Origin of the sequence: Vibrio tapetis subsp. tapetis, from assembly GCF_900233005.1 — a bacterium.
GTDB lineage: Bacteria > Pseudomonadota > Gammaproteobacteria > Enterobacterales > Vibrionaceae > Vibrio > Vibrio tapetis.
In genome coordinates this window covers 2,649,595-2,669,001 of the sequence record NZ_LT960611.1, presented here as the reverse complement: position 1 = coordinate 2,669,001, position 19,407 = coordinate 2,649,595, and the positions used below count along the sequence as shown (strand labels likewise).

At 43.2% G+C, this 19,407-nt stretch carries 16 protein-coding genes and 1 other annotated feature; of the genes, 7 read left to right on the top strand and 9 right to left on the bottom strand.

Features of this window, described 5'->3' with window-relative positions; genetic code table 11:
* Nucleotides 1–35 precede the first annotated feature (35 nt).
* Together VTAP4600_RS11900 and tyrA are read left to right on the top strand one after the other, a co-directional pair.
* The gene (locus tag VTAP4600_RS11900; RefSeq protein ID WP_102522990.1) at nucleotides 36–1,109 is read left to right on the top strand and encodes a 3-deoxy-7-phosphoheptulonate synthase; all 1,074 of its coding nucleotides are present in this window, start codon (nucleotides 36–38) and stop codon (nucleotides 1,107–1,109) included.
* A gap of 14 nt (nucleotides 1,110–1,123) precedes the next feature.
* Nucleotides 1,124–2,251, top strand: coding sequence for a bifunctional chorismate mutase/prephenate dehydrogenase (gene tyrA, locus VTAP4600_RS11895; RefSeq protein ID WP_102522989.1), 1,128 nt, complete (start codon nucleotides 1,124–1,126; stop codon nucleotides 2,249–2,251).
* Between the two features lie 77 nt (nucleotides 2,252–2,328).
* Here the strand turns inward: tyrA and VTAP4600_RS11890 are convergent, their stop codons facing one another.
* The 4 genes from VTAP4600_RS11890 to ettA all read right to left on the bottom strand — a co-directional run bounded on the left by VTAP4600_RS11890 (nucleotide 2,329) and on the right by ettA (nucleotide 7,042).
* Entirely contained in the window at nucleotides 2,329–3,384 is a 1,056-nt protein-coding gene (locus VTAP4600_RS11890; protein ID WP_102522988.1) for a M23 family metallopeptidase, read from the bottom strand.
* A gap of 11 nt (nucleotides 3,385–3,395) precedes the next feature.
* Nucleotides 3,396–3,764, bottom strand: a complete 369-nt coding sequence (locus VTAP4600_RS11885) for a PilZ domain-containing protein (protein ID WP_102522987.1) — start codon at nucleotides 3,762–3,764, stop codon at nucleotides 3,396–3,398.
* A 172-nt stretch (nucleotides 3,765–3,936) separates the two neighbouring features.
* Nucleotides 3,937–5,259, bottom strand: a complete 1,323-nt coding sequence (locus tag VTAP4600_RS11880; protein WP_012397019.1) for an IS4 family transposase — start codon at nucleotides 5,257–5,259, stop codon at nucleotides 3,937–3,939.
* Between the two features lie 115 nt (nucleotides 5,260–5,374).
* Nucleotides 5,375–7,042 (bottom strand): energy-dependent translational throttle protein EttA, encoded by a 1,668-nt coding sequence (ettA, locus tag VTAP4600_RS11875; RefSeq protein ID WP_102522986.1) that lies wholly within the window; start codon nucleotides 7,040–7,042, stop codon nucleotides 5,375–5,377.
* Between the two features lie 426 nt (nucleotides 7,043–7,468).
* On the opposite strand from ettA, the gene VTAP4600_RS11870 reads away from it, so the two are divergent.
* Both VTAP4600_RS11870 and trpR read left to right on the top strand, forming a co-directional pair.
* Complete coding sequence (locus VTAP4600_RS11870; RefSeq protein WP_102522985.1) at nucleotides 7,469–9,391, top strand: transglycosylase SLT domain-containing protein; 1,923 nt, start codon at nucleotides 7,469–7,471, stop codon at nucleotides 9,389–9,391.
* A 74-nt stretch (nucleotides 9,392–9,465) separates the two neighbouring features.
* The gene (gene trpR, locus VTAP4600_RS11865) at nucleotides 9,466–9,762 is read left to right on the top strand and encodes a trp operon repressor (RefSeq protein WP_102522984.1); all 297 of its coding nucleotides are present in this window, start codon (nucleotides 9,466–9,468) and stop codon (nucleotides 9,760–9,762) included.
* 24 nt (nucleotides 9,763–9,786) lie between these two features.
* Here trpR and yjjX read toward each other — a convergent pair whose 3' ends face one another.
* From yjjX to VTAP4600_RS11840, 5 genes are all read right to left on the bottom strand, one after another.
* Nucleotides 9,787–10,317, bottom strand: a complete 531-nt coding sequence (gene yjjX, locus VTAP4600_RS11860) for an inosine/xanthosine triphosphatase (protein WP_102522983.1) — start codon at nucleotides 10,315–10,317, stop codon at nucleotides 9,787–9,789.
* Nucleotides 10,318–10,332: 15 nt separating this feature from the next.
* The gene (gene pheA / locus VTAP4600_RS11855) at nucleotides 10,333–11,508 is read right to left on the bottom strand and encodes a prephenate dehydratase (protein WP_102522982.1); all 1,176 of its coding nucleotides are present in this window, start codon (nucleotides 11,506–11,508) and stop codon (nucleotides 10,333–10,335) included.
* A 12-nt stretch (nucleotides 11,509–11,520) separates the two neighbouring features.
* Nucleotides 11,521–11,643 (bottom strand) — a sequence feature (Phe leader region).
* 114 nt (nucleotides 11,644–11,757) lie between these two features.
* Nucleotides 11,758–12,093 carry a ribosome hibernation-promoting factor, HPF/YfiA family gene (gene hpf, locus VTAP4600_RS11850; RefSeq protein WP_102522981.1) on the bottom strand — a complete coding sequence of 112 codons (336 nt, stop codon included), beginning with the start codon at nucleotides 12,091–12,093 and terminating at the stop codon, nucleotides 11,758–11,760.
* 323 nt (nucleotides 12,094–12,416) lie between these two features.
* Nucleotides 12,417–13,865 (bottom strand): MltF family protein, encoded by a 1,449-nt coding sequence (locus VTAP4600_RS11845; RefSeq protein WP_415239660.1) that lies wholly within the window; start codon nucleotides 13,863–13,865, stop codon nucleotides 12,417–12,419.
* 120 nt (nucleotides 13,866–13,985) lie between these two features.
* Nucleotides 13,986–14,711, bottom strand: a complete 726-nt coding sequence (locus tag VTAP4600_RS11840; protein ID WP_102522980.1) for an outer membrane protein assembly factor BamD — start codon at nucleotides 14,709–14,711, stop codon at nucleotides 13,986–13,988.
* A gap of 136 nt (nucleotides 14,712–14,847) precedes the next feature.
* On the opposite strand from VTAP4600_RS11840, the gene rluD reads away from it, so the two are divergent.
* The 3 genes from rluD (at nucleotide 14,848) to clpB (ending at nucleotide 19,244) form a co-directional block, all read left to right on the top strand.
* Entirely contained in the window at nucleotides 14,848–15,822 is a 975-nt protein-coding gene (gene rluD / locus VTAP4600_RS11835) for a 23S rRNA pseudouridine(1911/1915/1917) synthase RluD (protein ID WP_102522979.1), read from the top strand.
* Complete coding sequence (gene pgeF / locus VTAP4600_RS11830) at nucleotides 15,822–16,538, top strand: peptidoglycan editing factor PgeF (RefSeq protein WP_102522978.1); 717 nt, start codon at nucleotides 15,822–15,824, stop codon at nucleotides 16,536–16,538. Before rluD ends, pgeF begins: the two co-directional genes overlap by 1 nt.
* Nucleotides 16,539–16,670: 132 nt before the next feature.
* Nucleotides 16,671–19,244: an ATP-dependent chaperone ClpB gene (gene clpB / locus VTAP4600_RS11825; protein ID WP_102522977.1), complete on the top strand. Its 2,574-nt coding sequence runs from the start codon at nucleotides 16,671–16,673 to the stop codon at nucleotides 19,242–19,244.
* Nucleotides 19,245–19,407 lie beyond the last annotated feature (163 nt).

Genomic DNA, 19,407 nt, shown 5'->3' with positions numbered 1-19,407 from the left:
TACATGGGTGTAACTTAAAGTTTACAGGTGTAGAGATGCAAAAAAGTGAATTAAGCAACATCCATATAAGCGGCGAACAAGTTCTAATTACTCCTAACCAGCTAAAAGAAAAACTGCCGTTGAGTGAAAAAGGGCGCCAATTCATTCAGTCTACGCGTCAGGATATCTCCAATATTATTAAGAAAACCGATCATCGCTTACTCGTGGTGTGTGGCCCTTGCTCAATTCATGATGTTGATGCTGCACTTGAATACGCTAAACGCTTAAAGGCACTTCAAGAGGTGGTGGGAGACCAACTTTACCTTGTGATGCGAGTTTACTTTGAAAAGCCTCGTACTACGGTGGGATGGAAGGGACTAATCAATGATCCGCACTTAGATGGTACATTTGATATAGAGCATGGTCTGCATGTGGCTCGTCGCTTATTGGTTCAACTGGCTGAAATGGAAATTCCACTGGCAACAGAGGCGCTTGATCCAATCAGTCCACAATACCTAGGTGACACCTTTAGCTGGTCAGCGATTGGCGCTCGTACGACAGAGTCTCAAACACACCGTGAAATGGCCAGTGGTTTATCGATGCCTGTTGGTTTTAAAAATGGCACTGATGGCAGCTTATCGACAGCCGTCAATGCAATGCAAGCCGCTTCTTCAAGCCATCGTTTTATGGGTATCAACCGTGATGGTCAAGTTGCACTTCTAACCACACAGGGTAACCCTGATGGACACGTTATTTTACGTGGTGGAAAACAAACAAACTACGATTCAGTGTCGGTCAATGAATGCGAGCAGGAATTGGCAGGCCAAGGTTTAGATGCAGCCTTAATGATTGACTGTAGCCATGCGAACTCTCGTAAAGATTACCGTAGACAACCGCTGGTTGCCGAAGATGCGATTCATCAGATCCGTGAAGGTAACCGTTCGATTATTGGTCTAATGATTGAAAGTCATATCCATGAAGGCAATCAGCCGTCGGATATTCCATTAAATGAAATGAAATACGGCGTGTCTATTACGGATGCATGTATCAATTGGGACTCAACTGAGGCACTATTGAAGCACGCACACCAAGAGCTTGTGCCGTTTTTACAGAATCGTTTGAAGGACTAATAAGGTAGTACGGGATGGCCGTTGAACTGAATGAATTAAGGGATCAAATTGATCTTGTCGACAAGCAGATGCTTGATTTGCTTGCTCAACGTTTGGCTTTGGTTGAAAAAGTCGGTGAAGTAAAAAGTAAGCATGGATTGCCGATTTATGTTCCCGAACGAGAAGCATCAATGTTGGCCTCAAGGCGCTCTGAAGCTGAGAAGCAAGGCGTTCCACCACAGTTAATAGAAGACATACTTCGCCGCACTATGCGCGAGTCTTATACCAGTGGAAAAGATTCTGGCTTTAAGTGTTTGAAGCCAGACCTTGGCACTGTAGTGGTTGTGGGGGGTCATGGTCAGCTTGGTAGCGTGTTTGTTCGTATGTTTACGCTCTCGGGCTATGAAGTGAAAATTTTAGGCAGCCAGGATTGGAATCGCTCTGATGAAATTCTAGATGGTGCCGGCCTCGTTGTGGTCACGGTACCGATCCATTTAACTCAGAGTGTGATTGGCAAGTTATCTAATTTGCCGAACGACTGCATATTGTGTGATTTAACCTCTGTTAAGTCAGAGCCGCTGAAAGCTATGCTGGCATCACATGATGGCCCAGTTGTTGGTTTACATCCTATGTTTGGTCCTGATGTTCCAAGTTTGGCTAAGCAAGTCGTGGTGTATTGTGATGGGCGTGGAGCCGATGCTTACCAATGGCTGCTTAAGCAAATTGAAATCTGGGGGGCAAGTCTTTGTCACATTGATGCGCAAGAGCACGATCAAGGTATGACATTAATTCAAGCGCTTCGCCACTTCACCTCATTTGCTTACGGTTTACACCTAAGTGGTGAGAACCCGAATCTTGATACTTTAGTTGGACTTAGCTCGCCAATTTACCGTTTGGAGTTGGCAATGGTGGGACGTTTGTTTGCACAAGATCCCAACCTATATGCTGATATTATTATGTCGTCGCCAGAGAACATCGCGATGATCAAGCGATTCCATCACTGCTTTGGTCAAGCGATCAGCGTATTAGAGGCAAAAGATAAGCAAGCCTTCGTTGAAAGCTTTGAACAGGTAGGCGAGTGGTTTGGTGATTACTCACAGCAATTTATGAGCGAGAGCCAAAGCTTACTGAAACAAGCGAATGACGCGCTGCATCGCGGTTAATGACGAGCGGTCAATTTTCAAATTAAAAAGAGCGGATATCCGCTCTTTTTTTGTTTGTATCGAGGTTGATATCTCGGCTACTGAGTTATCGCCATATCTACCGAAGTATTGCTGGCGGTTTCTGGGGCGACTATCGTTTCAGATTCAAGTGAACTCTGTTCTGTCGGCTGTTGGGTCAACAAAACTTGCTGTTTAACCACCTTGTTTACGACATCAAGCAGAGCACTCCAATTGATGCTGCGTTCGTTTTCAAACATTTGGTCGAACTGTTCGGCATTCCAGTTTACAAAGTTTGCGGGATTGAGTGTGCGGCCCAAAAATCGAACTTCGTAATGTAAGTGCGCACCGGTAGAGATCCCGGAGTTGCCGCATTGTCCTACTAAATCCCCTTTACTAATGAACTGACCGCTTCGAACATTAAAACTCTTCATGTGAGCATAAGAGGTCATGAAGCCAAATGAATGACGGAGTTTCAAATAGTTACCGTAGCCTTGATTACTTGGCCTAGTAAACTCAACCACACCATCGGCTGGTGCGTATATTGGCTCGCCAGTTTGGCAAGTCATGTCTAACCCTCGATGAAAGTGGCGTTTTTTAGTAATAGGGTGGGTACGGTAACCATATTCCGATGAAATTCGGCGAAATTCCATGGGAGCTTGATTCGGTATGAGGCGAAATAGGGTCGCACGAACCGCTGAATCAATGGCTGCTGCATCAATTCTATCTTCCAAAGAAAGATCTGAATTTTGGCTCTCGTCGTAACTAAGACCCAGCACAGTTTCAACATCATTCACACGTTGGCCTAGGCTAACTATCTGACCTTTTTTGTCTTCGAGTTCCTGAGCTAAGCTGTGGTTAGTTATTATCTGAGCTTGATAAAGCGTTTCGAACTGTTCACTTTTACCATCAAGATAACCAATTTGTTGCTGCGCAGATTCAAAATTCAACTCCATTTGGTTGAGCTTTAAATTTTGAACTTCTTGATAATCGATAGAGTAAAAATAGCCATAAACGAGCAGTGCAGGGCTAAAGGTAATAAAAAGCAAAAAGGCCCAAACGGCCTTTCTTGTCATGTGGAAATATTCTTTTCCATTTCGAGTTGGTATCGAAATTTGTATCGAGTTGTTAGGCATTGTTCTACTACTTAAGCACCTAAATCGGATAGTTGCTCAATTTCTCTGTGTAAAAGGGTTTCGTCGCCAACGTTAAGTTCAATAAGCCTTTTTAAATGACTTATGCTATCTATATCAATATGTTGAATGCTAATTCGAATGTAATTGTCATTTAGCTCGACGATTTCGGCCTCCAATGATAACACAACATCGCTTTCTGGCAGGGTAAAGTGTACGTCCATCGGTAAGTTTTGGTCCAGCTTGTCTCGATCATCAGGTGATGAAAGTAGTAAACCGTGCAAGGAAAGGTCACGTAAATTAGCACTAAGAACCACATCACCTTGCTTGAGTTCGGCGGGTGCTTGGTAAATCACTCGAGAAAATCGGCGGCGTTCAATCATAATTGGCTCTCTATTTATACAAAATGGTCTAATTCTAATCATAGCGCTTGTCTTGTAATAATTGTGCTCAACAGCACAAAATTGTGATGGAATTAAACAATCCTTGCTTCAGCTTAGTGTATTGCTCTTTTTGCGATATAAAAAAGGCCACCCGAAGGATAATGCCACTCGCTTAAGAGCGAGTGGCATGTTTATTGGGGTATCGGGCTGGCTTTTTTAAAACCGCTCTGGGGTATGGTTTCCTTTTCCGTTTCTTGGGGAGAATAAGCCGCTTCCCATTGTCCCTGAGAGCTTTTAAGTTTTTTGGTATCGCTCCTGGACTTCGAGTGTCGCTCGCCCAAATCATCTCATCCATAATCAAAAATAAGGCATTAATGAAGCTGATCCGTAGAGGCTCAACTTCATGTTGTTTAGCCATCTCAGCCATTTCCAGCCTCACGATGTTATAGCTGGTTAATATTCCCCATAGCTCCTGATATATCCCGACTTTTTTCTTACTTCGTAATGTTGGTTTGTTTTGTAACTGATACTGCTTTAGTTCGCCGTAACTGCGTTCGATTTCCCAACGCTCCCAATACACTTTAACTAAGTCATCAAACAGATAGCGCTCAGGGCATAAGCACGAAGTAATGAAGCCTTTGATTTCACCTTTAGGGGTTGGAATTAGAATAAGGCGTGCTTGCCATCTCTTGCCAAGATAGGGAGTCTGCTTTTGAGCTTGTGGTGAAACAGGCATCTCAATGAGATGATCATAATCAGTATAACTCTCGATTATGTCATAGCGCATTTTGGTTTTGATTGGTGTTAACCAGTGGCTGTTACTGCTAGCACCCTGCCAGCTGGTAAATAACTCCGCAGAAGTGAACCCTCTATCAAAAAGTGTTAATGAGTCATCTGGTGCTGACCCCACAAGTTGTTGGGCATATGATATTTCACTGTTTGTTACTGGTCCAAAAGCAGCATCGGACACAAGGTGGCTACGTGTAGACATTAATGTTACTGCCAACACGCTTGGAAATGATGCACCTTTTTGAGCAAACCCAAAATGCTGATTTTCTTCGGTATTGTGAGTTTTGAAATACGTTCCATCGACACTAAGAAGCTTTAAGCCACAAACTTCGTCAAAGTCTGATTGTTGCTCCCACTGTTGGGCTGTAGTTTTAAATAAGTAACGCATAGGTTTATCGCCGAGGCGTTCTTTCCCCTTGATAATACTGCTTGTTGCCATAGGTGTGAGTTCACCATCTACATCAGGGAATGCTAACTCCAACTTGTCGCAGACATCTTGAATGGAGCGATTACGTTGGAGCCCAATCCCTAATACTAACCAAACAGCTTGCTCTGCGGGGAGGCGTCGCTTTCTGAGCGATACTCGTCCAGTTTGTTGAACAGCTTCTTCAACCCATTCCCAAGGAATGTGTTTATTAAACACATCGATTGGACGTTCGTGGCAAAACTCTGCGGTAACCTGTAACTCTTTTGAAAACTCAGACATAAAAAATCGGCCGTAACTTACGTTACGACCGATTATGAGGCCTCTGGAGGATCGTTCAAGTAGCTAAACGATCGGCATTAACCCGAAGGTAGCCTTTTGTCATTCTAAATTGAGATTACTTAGTGATACGCTTGTACTTGATGCGATGCGGTTCTGCCGCTTGTGCACCAATGGTTTGTTTTAACCATTCAGTATATTCAGTGTAGTTACCTTCGTAGAAGTTCACTTGACCTTCATCGCGGTAATCCAAGATATGCGTAGCGATACGATCCAAGAACCAACGGTCATGCGAGATAACCATGGCACAACCTGGGAACTCTAGCAGAGCTTCTTCAAGCGCACGCAATGTTTCTACATCCAAGTCATTGGTTGGTTCATCGAGCAATAATACGTTACCGCCGGCTTTAAGCAGTTTTGCTAGGTGAACACGGTTACGTTCACCACCAGACAATTCGCCGATGATTTTCTGCTGGTCGTTACCCTTGAAGTTGAAACGTGAACAGTACGCACGAGCTGGAATTTCGAAGCTGTTGATCTTAATGATATCAGCGCCTTCAGAAATTTCTTGGAATACGGTTTTGGTGTCATCCATGCTGTCGCGGAACTGATCTACTGAGGCGAGTTTTACTGTTTCACCCAGTTCTACCGTACCTGAATCCGGTTGTTCAGTGCCACTTAGCATTTTGAATAGTGTAGATTTACCGGCACCATTGGCACCGACGATACCCACGATTGCGCCTTTAGGCATGCTAAATGACAGGTCATCAATAAGAACACGGTCACCGAATGATTTGGTTAGGTTCTTAACTTCCAGAACCTTATCACCTAAGCGCTCACCTGGTGGAATGAACAATTCATTTGTTTCATTACGCTTCTGGTATTGGCCTGTGGTTAGTTCTTCAAAACGAGCCATACGAGCTTTAGATTTAGCTTGGCGGCCTTTAGGGTTCTGACGTACCCATTCAAGTTCTTTCTCAATGGTCTTTTGACGAGCGCTTTCACCAGATTTCTCTTGCTTCAAACGTTCATCTTTTTGTTCTAGCCAAGAGGTGTAGTTACCTTGCCATGGGATACCTTCACCACGGTCAAGTTCAAGAATCCAACCTGCAGCGTTATCAAGGAAGTAACGGTCGTGGGTAATCGCCACAACAGTACCGCTGTAATCAACAAGGAAGTGCTCGAGCCATGCAACAGACTCAGCGTCCAAGTGGTTCGTTGGTTCATCAAGCAATAGCATGTCTGGCTTTTCTAAAAGCAAACGACAGATAGCAACACGACGACGCTCACCACCGGAAAGGAATTCAATTTTTGCATCCCACTCAGGAAGACGAAGCGCATCGGCTGCACGCTCGAGAACGGTTTCTAAGTTATGACCGTCTTTTGCTTGGATCAGAGCTTCTAGCTCGCCTTGCTCTTTAGCAAGTGCATCGAAATCTGCGTCTGGTTCTGCGTAGGCGGCATAGACAGCGTCAATTCGTTTGAGTGCGTCAGCAACGTCAGCAACGGCTTCTTCTACTATTTCACGAACGGTTTTAGATTCGTCTAAAACAGGTTCTTGAGGAAGGTAACCAACATTAAGACCAGGTTGCGCACGAGCTTCACCGTCAATGTCGGTATCAAGACCAGCCATGATACGCAGTAGGGTAGATTTACCTGAACCATTCAGACCTAAAACACCGATTTTAGCGCCAGGGAAAAAGCTAAGAGAAATGTCTTTAAGGATTTGACGCTTAGGTGGAACAGTTTTGCTCACCCGAGACATGGTATATACGTATTCAGCCATTGCCGATCTTTCCTGTGTCATCAAAAAATTCAGGCTGTATTTTATACCAATGTGGTGATGTCGTGTTGATCTTTTGAATGGATTTATCCTCGAAAAGTCAACACAGTCGAGAAATGTCAGGTTCGGTCAAAGATATTTTTAGATTTCTATGATGAAAAATGCGAGTTTGTCATGTTAACGACATTTTTACATTCTGTAGCAAAAGCACGGGAACTTGTATGTGATTATTCAGGTCTTCTGATGTAGCGTGGTACAAAGTCATTGATTCGTCACAGAACCAAGTTAGATTTTCTTTTGGCGCTTACCCGTTGTTGTGAAAATTCCGTTAATGGGTTAATGCTAATAAACTAGACTCATAAATACCGTATTTAAAATTGCCTCAGTGACCGGATGGAGTGAGGCAATGCATTCTAAGGAAAATGATTCATGCGTCAGGCTCTATATGGATTAGCCATTACTCTTCTTAGCAGCAGTTATGTTTCTGCTAGTGATTCTACAAAAATTGAACAGCAACGAGAGCTTTATCAAAAAGCTCAAAGTCTTTTAGATGAAAAAAGAGTTGTTGAATATCAAAATATGCGCGATCAGATCGCAGATTACCCATTAACGCCTTATGTCGACAACCGTGTCTTTAATCTGGATATTGGTAAGCGAAGTATTGATGAGGTAACAGCGTTCCAAAAATCACATCATGAGTTTCCATTTTCCAGCCGAGTTCGGGCTAACTACCTTGATGGGCTAGTGGCGAACAACGAATGGAAAACCCTATCTCAGTATCAAACTTATGAGCCAAGAGGGGAAACATATCAATGTTACTACTACACAGGCTTGCTCAAGCAGGGACAAAAATCGGCTGCATTTAAAGGCGCACAAAAGCTCTGGCTAAAAGGGAGCAGTGTAACAGACGCATGTGATGACTTATTTGAAGCTTGGCAACAGGCTGATTTGCTTTCAGATGAGCGAGTACTGCAAAGGCTAGTGTTGGCATTTGAAGCAAGAAATTCAAGCATGATGAATTATTTGATGAAGCTGCCTGATGGAGAAGAAGCAAAGGAGACGGCGAGTAAATACAAAAAAGTATTTAGTTTACCCGAGTCTGTGGGCGCTTTTGCCAAAAAAGAGTACGTTAACAAACTTAATCAAGATGTTGCGATGCTAGGCTTTAAAAAATTAGCGAGGAAAAGCGCAGAAAAAGCAGTAGAACAATATGATTTAGTCGTGCAAGGCCAAAAGTTAAATCAAGCTCAGCGTCAAGCGTTAGCCGAGTATGCCGCTATTCGTTTAATGAGTACCGATTCTCAAAGCCTAATAAAATGGCGTGATGAAGTGATGGCAAAAAGTACGAGTGCCAGCATCATTGAAAGGAGAATTCGTTTAGCGTTACGTTCGGCAGACTGGCACGCGGTAGAGCGATGGACCCAGTTATTACCAGCTAAAGAAAACAAAGGTATGCGCTGGCAGTATTGGTTGGCGCGCTCAGAAATGGAGCTGGGAAGAAAAAGTGCAGGTGAGCAAAGGCTAAATAGCATTATTGGTAAGCGTCACTACTATAGTGTCGTCGCGGCTCAAACTCTTGGTGTCGCTGTTCAGTTTGATATCCAAAAGAGTTCACCAGCCCCTAAAACAATCGAACAATTTCAATCAACATTAAATCGAATTGGCGAACTAATAACGCTCGATAAGATCACGGCTGCAAAAAGTGAGTGGCGATGGTTGCTGATTCGAGCGAATACAGAGCAAATTAAAGCGTTGGCACATTACGCCTCTCAGCATAGTTGGCATCATTTAACGGTCAAAGCTTCCATCGAAGCTAAAGTATGGGACGAAATATATTTAAGGTTTCCAATGGCTCATAGCTGGTGGTTTAACTTTTACGGCGACAAATATGAAGTCGATCCACTGACTTTGATCTCATTGGCAAGGCAAGAAAGTGGGTTAGACAGTGCGGCGCGGTCTCCTGTCGGAGCGAGAGGGATTATGCAAATCATGCCAGCAACGGCTAAATATACGGCTAAGAGGTTTAAAATTGATTATAAAGGGCCGAATGAGTTGTATACCGTGCAGAAGAATATTGAAATCGGCACTCAGTATCTAAGCAGTTTGTTGAACCAGTATGATGACAACCGGATATTTGCATTTGCAGCATACAATGCAGGGCCTCATCGAGTGAAGCGCTGGCGTAAAACGACCGATGAAAAGTTAGATGCTTACGCTTTCATTGAAGCGATTCCATTTAATGAAACTCGAGGTTATGTGCAAAACGTATTGATGTTTGAATCCTACTATCGGCATATCACGGCGAAACCAGCGAGTTTTTTGACCATAAATGAGCGTTCAACAAAATATTAGTCTTATGTAGAGGTGACGTATTCTGTCACCTCGGAGTACAATGTTTTTAAACAAATAGTTAAGAGAGCCGCATTATGTCAGAACAACCAGAGTTTTCTGATTGGCAAGATATTCTAGCACTTGTAGAGCGAGCAACTCATGAAAAGCAACATGAGATGTTGCTGACGATGTTAATGACGCCGGATGAACGAGAGGCGCTCGTCGCTCGAGTGAACATACTCAATGAGCTATTAAAAGGGGAGAACTCCCAACGTCAGGTTAGCCAAATGCTCGGAGTGGGGATTGCGACGATTACTCGTGGATCTAATGAGTTAAAAAGTAAAAGTGCGGATGAAAAGCAGCAGCTTCAAAAGCTGCTGCAATCTGATTAAACGGCTTATTCAGAACATCAAAATCTAGAACAGTTCAATGTTAGTAAAAGGGATCAGGGCTAAGATCAGCGCTTGCTGATACACCGAGCTACGAGTCAGTTGGTTTTGTGTGAGCAAACCTATCGGGCCCCCTTTTTGCTTGATGTTATTTGTACCAAAAACGGCATCCATCACGTCACCAAGTTCTTTACCTGCGTGCAGCTGCTTTATCACTTCCGGTGGTAACATCAAGCTTGATGATCGGGATTCACCACGTATGAGTGCTTCCTCATTGGCTTGGTTTTCTATGATCATCCATGCAAAAGTACAATTGTTTTCAAACCCCGCCTCTAAACCAACGTAAAAGTCGGCACTAGAATTCGCTTGCTTAGCGTTACGGACTCTATTGATTGCGCCAAGCTTGGTTTCTGAATCTGTCATGGGTTGATCGGCCACTTCACTGGCAACGCTAACACCTTCAAAGGTAAACGCCCCTTCAGGAAAAGCTTGCTCAAAAGCACTTTTAACGGCATTAATCTTCGCAGGATTAAGCGAAGCAATGATGACTTTTTTCATAGTGTGCTTTTGCCTTTATTCTGTTGGTAGAACGACTTGAGTCGCCTTGATATTTTCGATCGGATAGCAGCCAAGTACTTTTAGGTGGCGCGTTATTTTCGTTAGCTCTGCGATCGCCTGCTGCATGATTTCTGAATCAAGGTGAGATTGTAAATCGACGTAGAACATTTCTTCCCAAGGATTTCCCATGATCGGCCGTGATTCCAATTTAGTCATGTTAATGCCGTAGCGCTGCAGTACCAGTAAGGTTTCAACTAACGAACCAGCCTCTTGAGAGGTAGACATAATCAGAGTCGTTTTTGCTGGGATCTGCTGTGAAACTTCCACAGGCTTTCGTGCAACAACGATGAATCGGGTGTGATTTTCAGTTTGATTGGAAATATTGCCCTGAATTGGCTGCAGGCCGTAAAGCTTACCGCTAGAAGCGTTACCAATCGCCGCGACATCGTCTCGGTTTAGCTCTTTCACTTTTTTCATTGCGTCAGCTGTGCTCGCGCATGATTCAAGCGTGACGCCTTTAAGGCGAGAAAGAAACTCACTGCATTGCTGATGTGGTTGTGGATGTGAGTAGAGCGTTTTGATGTTTTCTAAGCGCTGTTCTGTGGTGGCAACCAGACAATGCTCAATCGGAAGGGTTAACTCTCCAACGATGTAAAGCGTGGTGTGCTGAAGTAAGTCATAGACTTCATTGATTGAACCTGAACTTGTGTTCTCAATTGGAAGCACACCGTAATCGGCATGACCTGATTCAACGGTCGAGGCGACCTCTTTAAAATGTTCGCAATTAAGCTCTATCAATTCGGTATTCTTACGGCTGAAATACTGATGACTAGCTAAGTGCGAATATGATCCTTTTGAGCCTAAAAAAGCGACTCGAGCTAATGGCTTACGGCTTAATGCTGGGTTAAGTAAGTTCTGCAAATAAGATTGTTGTAGTAAAACAGAATCTTCAATGATGGTATGAAACAGCTTAGTAATGTACTGCGCATCAAGTTGGTACTTGTCTTTACCGTTATTGATGAGTTTAACCAGTAATTGCTGTTCACGCTCTGCATCACGTACGGGCTTTGAAGTGTCTACTTTGCTTTTGGCAACTTCAATGCTGAGTCCACGTCGCTCAGATAGAAGGTTAAGTAATTGATCATCAAGTTCGTTCAAGCGTAAGCGAATCTCGTCGAGTCTGTTTGTCATTAGAATTATCCCTATAAAAAAGCCTCCCAGTGGGAGGCTTTCTGTTCGTTTTTGACTTTTCTTTCGTAACGATCTTAGCCCCAATAGAGTTAGGAGATAAAAAAGAAGTCGAAAAGGAACAGGTTGATTGTTGTCATAATGTCGATGATTTGTTGAATGAACAACCACAATAAGCAAGCAGCATAATGTCGTCAAGTAAAAAAATGGCGTCCAACGGACGCCATTCAATAAATCTAATTTACCTGATGATTATTCTTCCTCTTCAACTAATTCAGGTTTCTCTGCGTGGCTCGCACGTCTTGATTCAGGTTTATGGCGCAGTTTGTTGAGTTGTCGTTCTAGTTTTTGCTGAACTTCGTTAACTGCGAGATAAAGATCTTCATTGCTAGCTGATGCAATTAGTTGGCCTTTAGGAACGGAAATAATGGCCTCAATTTTTTTCTGTTTACTCGGCTCTTCACTAATGCTGGCATTGCATCCAATGATGTCCACTTGCCATTTTTCTAGCTTTTTAAACTTACTTTCAATATGTGTTCGGATTGCAGAGGTAATGTCGATATTTTTACCAGTGATATTTACTTTCATAGATGTTTTCCTCTGTATCATCCCTCATGGGTTAACTCCAGATTACTCGTCCATGAATAAATAAATGTGATATAAATCACTAAAATGAGCCGGTTTTTAACAATGAAATTCAAATGTGATCTTACGCAAATTGTGTTTCATTTATCGGCATAAAAGCTTGTTATCCCGTGAAAAATCTTTAGATTGGTAGAGGAAGTCAGCTAAAAATCATTCGTTTTTTAGGGGCACTTTACAGCCTAATTAAACTTGGCGTTTATTTTTTACCCACTGAAAAGTGTGATCTAAATCATCGTTAGTCTACGTTTACTTTTTTACTCACCAGATCACTGCGGATTGACGCCTATGGGTAACAGCGGCGTGGGTAATAACTGCGCATTTTGTGCCGCTCTTGTTTGCTTCAATGCCGCCAATTGTTTGTAGACGACAAAATATCGGTTGATGTTCGCGACATAGTTAACGGGCTCTCTTCCTACGTTCCTTCTTGTAATGACTTCCACATTTTTAAACCAAATATTTGGGTTATAACCGTGTTTTTCGGCCAATCGGCGCATTTTTCTTATTTTGGCTGGTCCTGCATTGTATGCAGCTAACGCAAAATACACTTGGTTATCTTCTGTAATTTCATCATCGTCGAAATATCGGTTCTTAATGAAGTTCATGTACTTGATGCCTGCGTGAATGTTGTTATCGACTTGATGTATGTTAGGAATATTAACATTGGGATCGTTGGCGGTACTTGGAAGAACTTGCATCACGCCAACAGCGCCCTTATGAGAAACCTTACTTTGGTCTAGACCGGACTCTTGGTAACCCTGAGCCGACATCATTAAAGAGTCTAAATCGTAACGTGATGCGTATTGGTTAAAAAGTTGCGATAACGATTCAAGGCGTGCAATTTTTTTTGGGTTAAGAACTCTGGTTAACCAACGGGTGTTGTCGATGTATTTTCCATAGATTACATTGCCAAGTAAGGTGCCGGAACGAGCGGTCTTTATGTAGTTATTAACGGCTTTTTTGAGTTCAGGGCTCTCTTTTCGCATCGCCCATGCAATGCTTCCGTTTTGACGCAGTGGAAGCTCGGTGTGGACTTGAATGTCTTCCATGACATTTAACCACAGTTGGGTTTTATGGCTGTCTAATACGGTAGCCGCGATATGACCTAGGTTAACTAATTCTATGAGCTCGTAATCTTGTAGCGTTTCTTCAATAAAATTGATGATGATTGGTTGAAGGCCTTTTTGGTTTAGTTCTTTGTTGAGGGTTTGTAGACTTTCGAAATAACTGGAGCTTGCTCTGACCCAGATTTCTTTGCCACTTAATTGGTCAATACTGGTAATTGGCGGGTATGACTTATTGGTGACAACAAGCTCTTGGACTCCCCTGAGCACTGGCGTACTAAAGTCGACTTCCAGCATACGTTTGTCCGTCACGGTAAGGTTTGCGACAGCTAAATCTCCATGACCACTGTTCAGTGAAGGAAGTAAGTCGTCTCGGGTAATAGGAATCACTTGAACATTAAGATAAGGCGAGCTTTTCTTTAGTTGCTTTTCAAAATGGTAGAGAAGTTCGGCAATGATGCCTTTTGGTTTACCTCCTTCCACATAATAAAAACCGAGGTCAGCTGATACTAAGACTATCAGTACGCCTTTTTCCTTAAACTGGGGCATATCGCCCAAATGAGGTTCTTTTTGTAGTGGCGAAAGTGATAGCGCCCATGCTGCCTGAGCAACACAGAGAAATGAGAAGAGAAGTAAGGTCCGTTTTATGCTCAAAATAACATTATCCTTTGCTAATTTGTTACATAAAGGTTAATGCTAAAGTGCTGTTTCGGCAAGAGTGACAAAAAAACCGCTTAATAATAAGCGGCTTTTATTCAGTAGATTATTCTTTGATTATAAAGCGTTTAAATCAATAAGTTGTTGCGTTCGAGCGACAGACTCTTCTAATCCTAATTTTTGGTAAGCTTGAAGCTGTATATCAAGAGATTTTCTTGCTGCTTCAGTGTCAGGGTACGCTTTCTGTAGCTCCTGGCTGCGGTTGATTGCAGCGATCCAAGCCTCACGGCGAAGATAGAAGTCAGCGGTTGCAAGGTCGTAATCGGCCAGTCGATTCTTTAAAGCGAACATACGCTTTTGGGAATCTTGCGCGAATTCACTGTCTGGGTAACGTTGCAATAGACGTTTAAAGTCACTGAAAGCCATTTTTACTGGTTCTGGATCGCGATCAGCACGGTCTATATTAAAAATATCGTGCATAAAGTTACGGTCTTGCCCCATGTGAGCCAAGCCTCGCATGTATAAAACCCAGTCAGCTTTATCATGAGTTGGATTCAGTCGTGTGAATCGTTCAATAGTCGCTAAGCTCAATGGTAAATCTCCGTTCTTATAATAAACGTAGATCAGATCCAGTTGTACTTGCTCTGAATAAGCACCAAAAGGATAACGAGAATCAAGAGCTTCCAGTTGATCTATAGCAGTACGCCAGTTACCTGTTTGAAGTGCTATTTTAGCTTCCGAGTACAATTCAGCGGGTGGTACATCAGGCACTATATCTTTACTGGAAGAACAACCAAAGAGAAGTCCTAGAGCCAACAAGCCCGATAAAGTCTGCTTTTTCATATCAGCGAGTGATTCCTTGCATTAAATATTTTTTAACCGTTCGTTACTTCTTGTCGGTTAACGGCTACAATGTGGCAATCCTATATATTATCCACACTAGTGGGTATTAGTCTCCCGGTTTTTAAAAAAGTTCGATATGGCACAGCAGATTGACTTAACAAGTACAGTAAAAAGTAGCCAACTAGGTCAGCGTTTAGACCAAGCAGTGGCTGAATTATTCAATGATTTTTCACGTTCACGCATCAAAGAATGGTTGCTTGATGGCAAAATTCAAGTTGATGGTGTCGTTATCACTAAGGCTCGAGTTAAAGTCATGGGTGGTGAAGAGATCATCCTACAAGCAGAACTTGAAGATGAAGAACGCTGGGAAGCCCAAGATATCCCACTGAACATTGTGTATGAAGATGACGATATTATTGTAATCAATAAGCCTCGTGATTTTGTTGTACACCCAGGTGCGGGTACGCCAGATGGCACAGTATTGAATGCATTATTGCATCATTATCCACAAATCGCAGAAGTACCGCGAGCGGGTATCGTCCATCGTTTGGATAAAGACACAACCGGTTTGATGGTTGTGGCTAAAACCGTTCCTGCACAAACTCGTTTAGTGCGAGCACTAGCAAAACGCCGTATTACTCGTGAATACGAAGCGATTGCGATCGGTAAAATGACCGCTGGTGGTGTGATTGAAAAAGGCATTAGCCGTCACGCAACTAAACGTGTATTGATGGCGGTAAATGAGACAGGCAAGCCTGCGGTAACTCACTATCGTGTTGCTGAGCACTTCCGTGAACATACGCGTATTCGTTTACGCCTTGAAACCGGTCGTACTCACCAGATCCGTGTGCATATGTCTTATTTGCAACATCCGCTTTTAGGTGATATCGCCTATGGTGGTCGTGCTCGCATCCCAAAAGGTGCAACTCAAGAGTTGACCGATATGATTCGTGCTTTTGATCGTCAGGCACTCCATGCGGTAATGCTTAAGTTTGTTCACCCGACAACCGGTGAAGAAGTTGAGTTTCATGCCCCAGTACCAAACGATATGATCGTAATGGCTGAATCATTGCGCCAAGATGCAAGAGACAACGACGAAGACTATATCTAATGATAGTCCCTAACTGGCCTGCACCTAAGCAGATAAAAGCCGTGAGTTCGACCCGCATTGGCGGCGTATCTCAAGGTATTTATCTAGGTTTAAATGTAGGAACACACGTTGGGGATCAAAGCTCGGTTGTTCAACGCAACCGAGTTATCGCAGCTCACCAAGCGAATATGCCATCAGCGCCTATTTGGCTAAATCAAACACATTCGACCGATATCATTAGAGTATCAGAGCCAACCAGTCTTGCGCTCGATGGCGATGGACTTGTCACGTCAAATAAAAAAGTTGTTCTAAGCGCGATGACAGCCGACTGCTTACCAGTACTGCTGACGGATGTTGAAGGTAGCCAAGTGGCTGCGGTTCATGCCGGATGGCGAGGATTAGCCGATGGAATTGTCGAAAATGCGTTACTTGCGTTTGATAAACCGGTGATGGCATGGCTCGGGCCTGCAATCGGTGCTCGGGTATTTGAAGTCGGCGATGATGTATTGGAAGCATTCACCACATTTGACGAGAATGCCGTTAAGGCGTTCACTCCATTGCCTAATGGGAAATGGCTAGCTGATATGTCCCTATTAGCGACGCAACGCTTGAACAAAGCGGGAGTTGAATTAGTTTATAACTCCAACCTATGTACCTACAGCGAACCTACCCGTTTTTATTCTTATCGACGAGACGGTATTACAGGGCGACAATGTTCCTTTATCTGGATTGAATAAAGAACGGCTTTCAGTTAAGTGTGAGCTAGCGATAATCCCACGTTTGATATTCACCTTTCCCCCCTTGAAATTTCCCTTTTCAGCTACCATCTTACATGCATATCGTAAAGATCAATTGTAACGGAGGCTGACATGCGCCTTGACCGATTTACCAGTAAGTTTCAAGTAGCTATATCCGATGCTCAATCCTTGGCATTGGGTCGAGATCATCAATATATTGAACCTGTGCACTTGATGGTGTCTCTACTTAATCAAGATAGCGGCACAGTGCGTCCACTTTTAACTATGTTAGATGTTGATGTAATGCAACTTCGCTCAAAGCTGAGTGAAATGCTGGATAGGCTACCGAAGGTAAGCGGCATTGGGGGCGATGTTCAACTATCTAGTGCAATGGGAACAGTGTTCAACATGTGCGATAAGGTCGCACAGAAACGACAAGACAGCTATATCTCATCAGAAATTTTCTTGCTTGCGGCCGTGGAAGACAAAGGTGCTTTAGGCCAGCTGTTTAAAGAGATGGGGCTAACCGAAAAGAAAGTCACTCAAGCTATCGAGCAGATCCGCGGTGGTCAAAAAGTCGATGACCCTAATGCTGAAGACAAAAGACAAGCTTTAGATAAGTTCACCATTGATCTGACCGAACGTGCAGAGCAAGGTCGGCTTGATCCTGTTATTGGTCGTGATGATGAGATTCGCCGCACGATCCAAGTTTTGCAGCGTCGTACTAAAAATAACCCAGTTATTATCGGTGAACCAGGTGTTGGTAAAACCGCGATTGTTGAGGGGTTGGCGCAGCGAATCATCAATAATGAAGTGCCTGAAGGTTTACGCGGCAGACGCGTTTTATCATTAGATATGGGCTCTTTAGTTGCTGGCGCCAAGTATCGTGGTGAATTTGAAGAGCGCTTGAAGTCGGTTCTTAATGAATTATCTAAAGAGGAAGGCAATGTCATTCTCTTTATTGATGAACTGCATACTATGGTCGGCGCCGGAAAAGGCGAAGGGTCTATGGATGCGGGCAATATGCTTAAACCAGCTTTGGCTAGAGGTGAGCTGCATTGTGTTGGCGCAACGACACTTGACGAATATCGACAACATCTTGAAAAAGATCCCGCACTTGAGCGACGTTTCCAAAAAGTCATTGTGGATGAACCAACCGTTGAAGATACCGTTGCAATTCTTCGTGGTTTGAAAGAGCGCTACGAACTGCATCACCATGTCGAAATTACCGATCCTGCAATCGTCGCGGCAGCAACGTTATCTCATCGTTATGTTTCTGACCGACAATTACCGGATAAAGCCATCGATCTCATTGATGAAGCCGCATCGAGTATTCGTATGCAAATAGACTCTAAGCCAGAATCACTCGATAAGTTAGAGCGAAAAATCATCCAATTAAAAATCGAACAGCAAGCTTTGGTTAATGAACAAGATGATGCCAGTTATAAGCGATTGAGTACCATCAATGTTGAGTTGAGTGAAAAAGAGCGCGATTACGCTGAGCTTGAAGAAATTTGGAAAGCAGAAAAAGCGGCACTGTCTGGCACGCAGCATATTAAAGCAGAGCTTGAGCAATCCAGAATGGACATGGATATTGCAAGACGAGCGGGTGATTTAAACCGAATGTCAGAATTGCAATATGGTCGAATTCCTGAACTTGAAAAACAACTCGACTTGGCAGCTCAAGCAGAGATGCAAGAGATGACCTTGTTGAAGAACAAAGTTACCGATGCAGAAATCGCAGAAGTATTATCAAAAGCGACCGGTATTCCTGTATCTAAAATGCTTGAAGCTGAAAAAGAGAAATTATTGCAAATGGAGCAAGTGCTTCATAACCGAGTGATCGGCCAGCAAGAAGCGGTTGAAGTCGTTTCCAATGCAATTAGAAGAAGTCGAGCAGGGCTTTCAGATCCGAACAAGCCTATTGGTTCATTTTTATTTCTTGGTCCTACTGGTGTTGGTAAAACAGAGCTATGCAAAACATTAGCGCATTTTCTATTTGATAGCGAAGATTCGATGGTTCGTATCGATATGTCTGAATTTATGGAAAAGCACTCTGTTGCGCGTTTGGTCGGTGCACCTCCAGGTTATGTTGGCTATGAAGAAGGTGGCTATTTAACAGAAGCGGTTCGTCGCAAACCTTATTCAGTGATCTTGCTTGATGAAATAGAAAAAGCGCATCCAGATGTATTTAATATTCTGTTGCAGGTTTTAGATGATGGCCGCCTAACGGATGGCCAAGGTCGAACCGTCGATTTTAGAAATACCGTTGTCATCATGACCTCTAATCTTGGGTCTTCACGTATCCAGGAAAACTTTGCGACCTTAGATTACGAAGGCATAAAAAGAGAAGTCATGGATGTGGTAGGTAAGCACTTTCGCCCTGAGTTTTTAAACCGAGTTGATGAAAGCGTTGTTTTTCATCCGTTAGGTCAAAATCATATCAAATCAATAGCGGCAATTCAGTTGCAGCGATTAGCGCAGCGCATGGCTGATAGAGGATATGAACTGGAGGTGTCTGAGCCAGCGTTAAGTTTGATCGCACAGGTAGGGTTTGATCCTGTCTATGGAGCAAGACCTTTGAAGCGAGCTATTCAACAGAGCGTTGAAAATCCATTAGCCAAGGCAATCTTAGCTGGGAAAGTCGATCCAGATAAAAAAGTACAGTTATTAGTAAAAAATGATCGAATTATCGCGCACCAATAACGAGAACAACAAAGAGCCTAAGGGCTCTTTGTTTATTTTACCTTGAGTCAAGGACGATAATTGCAGTGCTTTTGTACGTTTTGGTTGATTTGTAATCGAACGACATGGTGAAATCATGTTTTTTTGTTTTAGCGGTTGCGCTTCAAATTAAAGTCCCTATAAT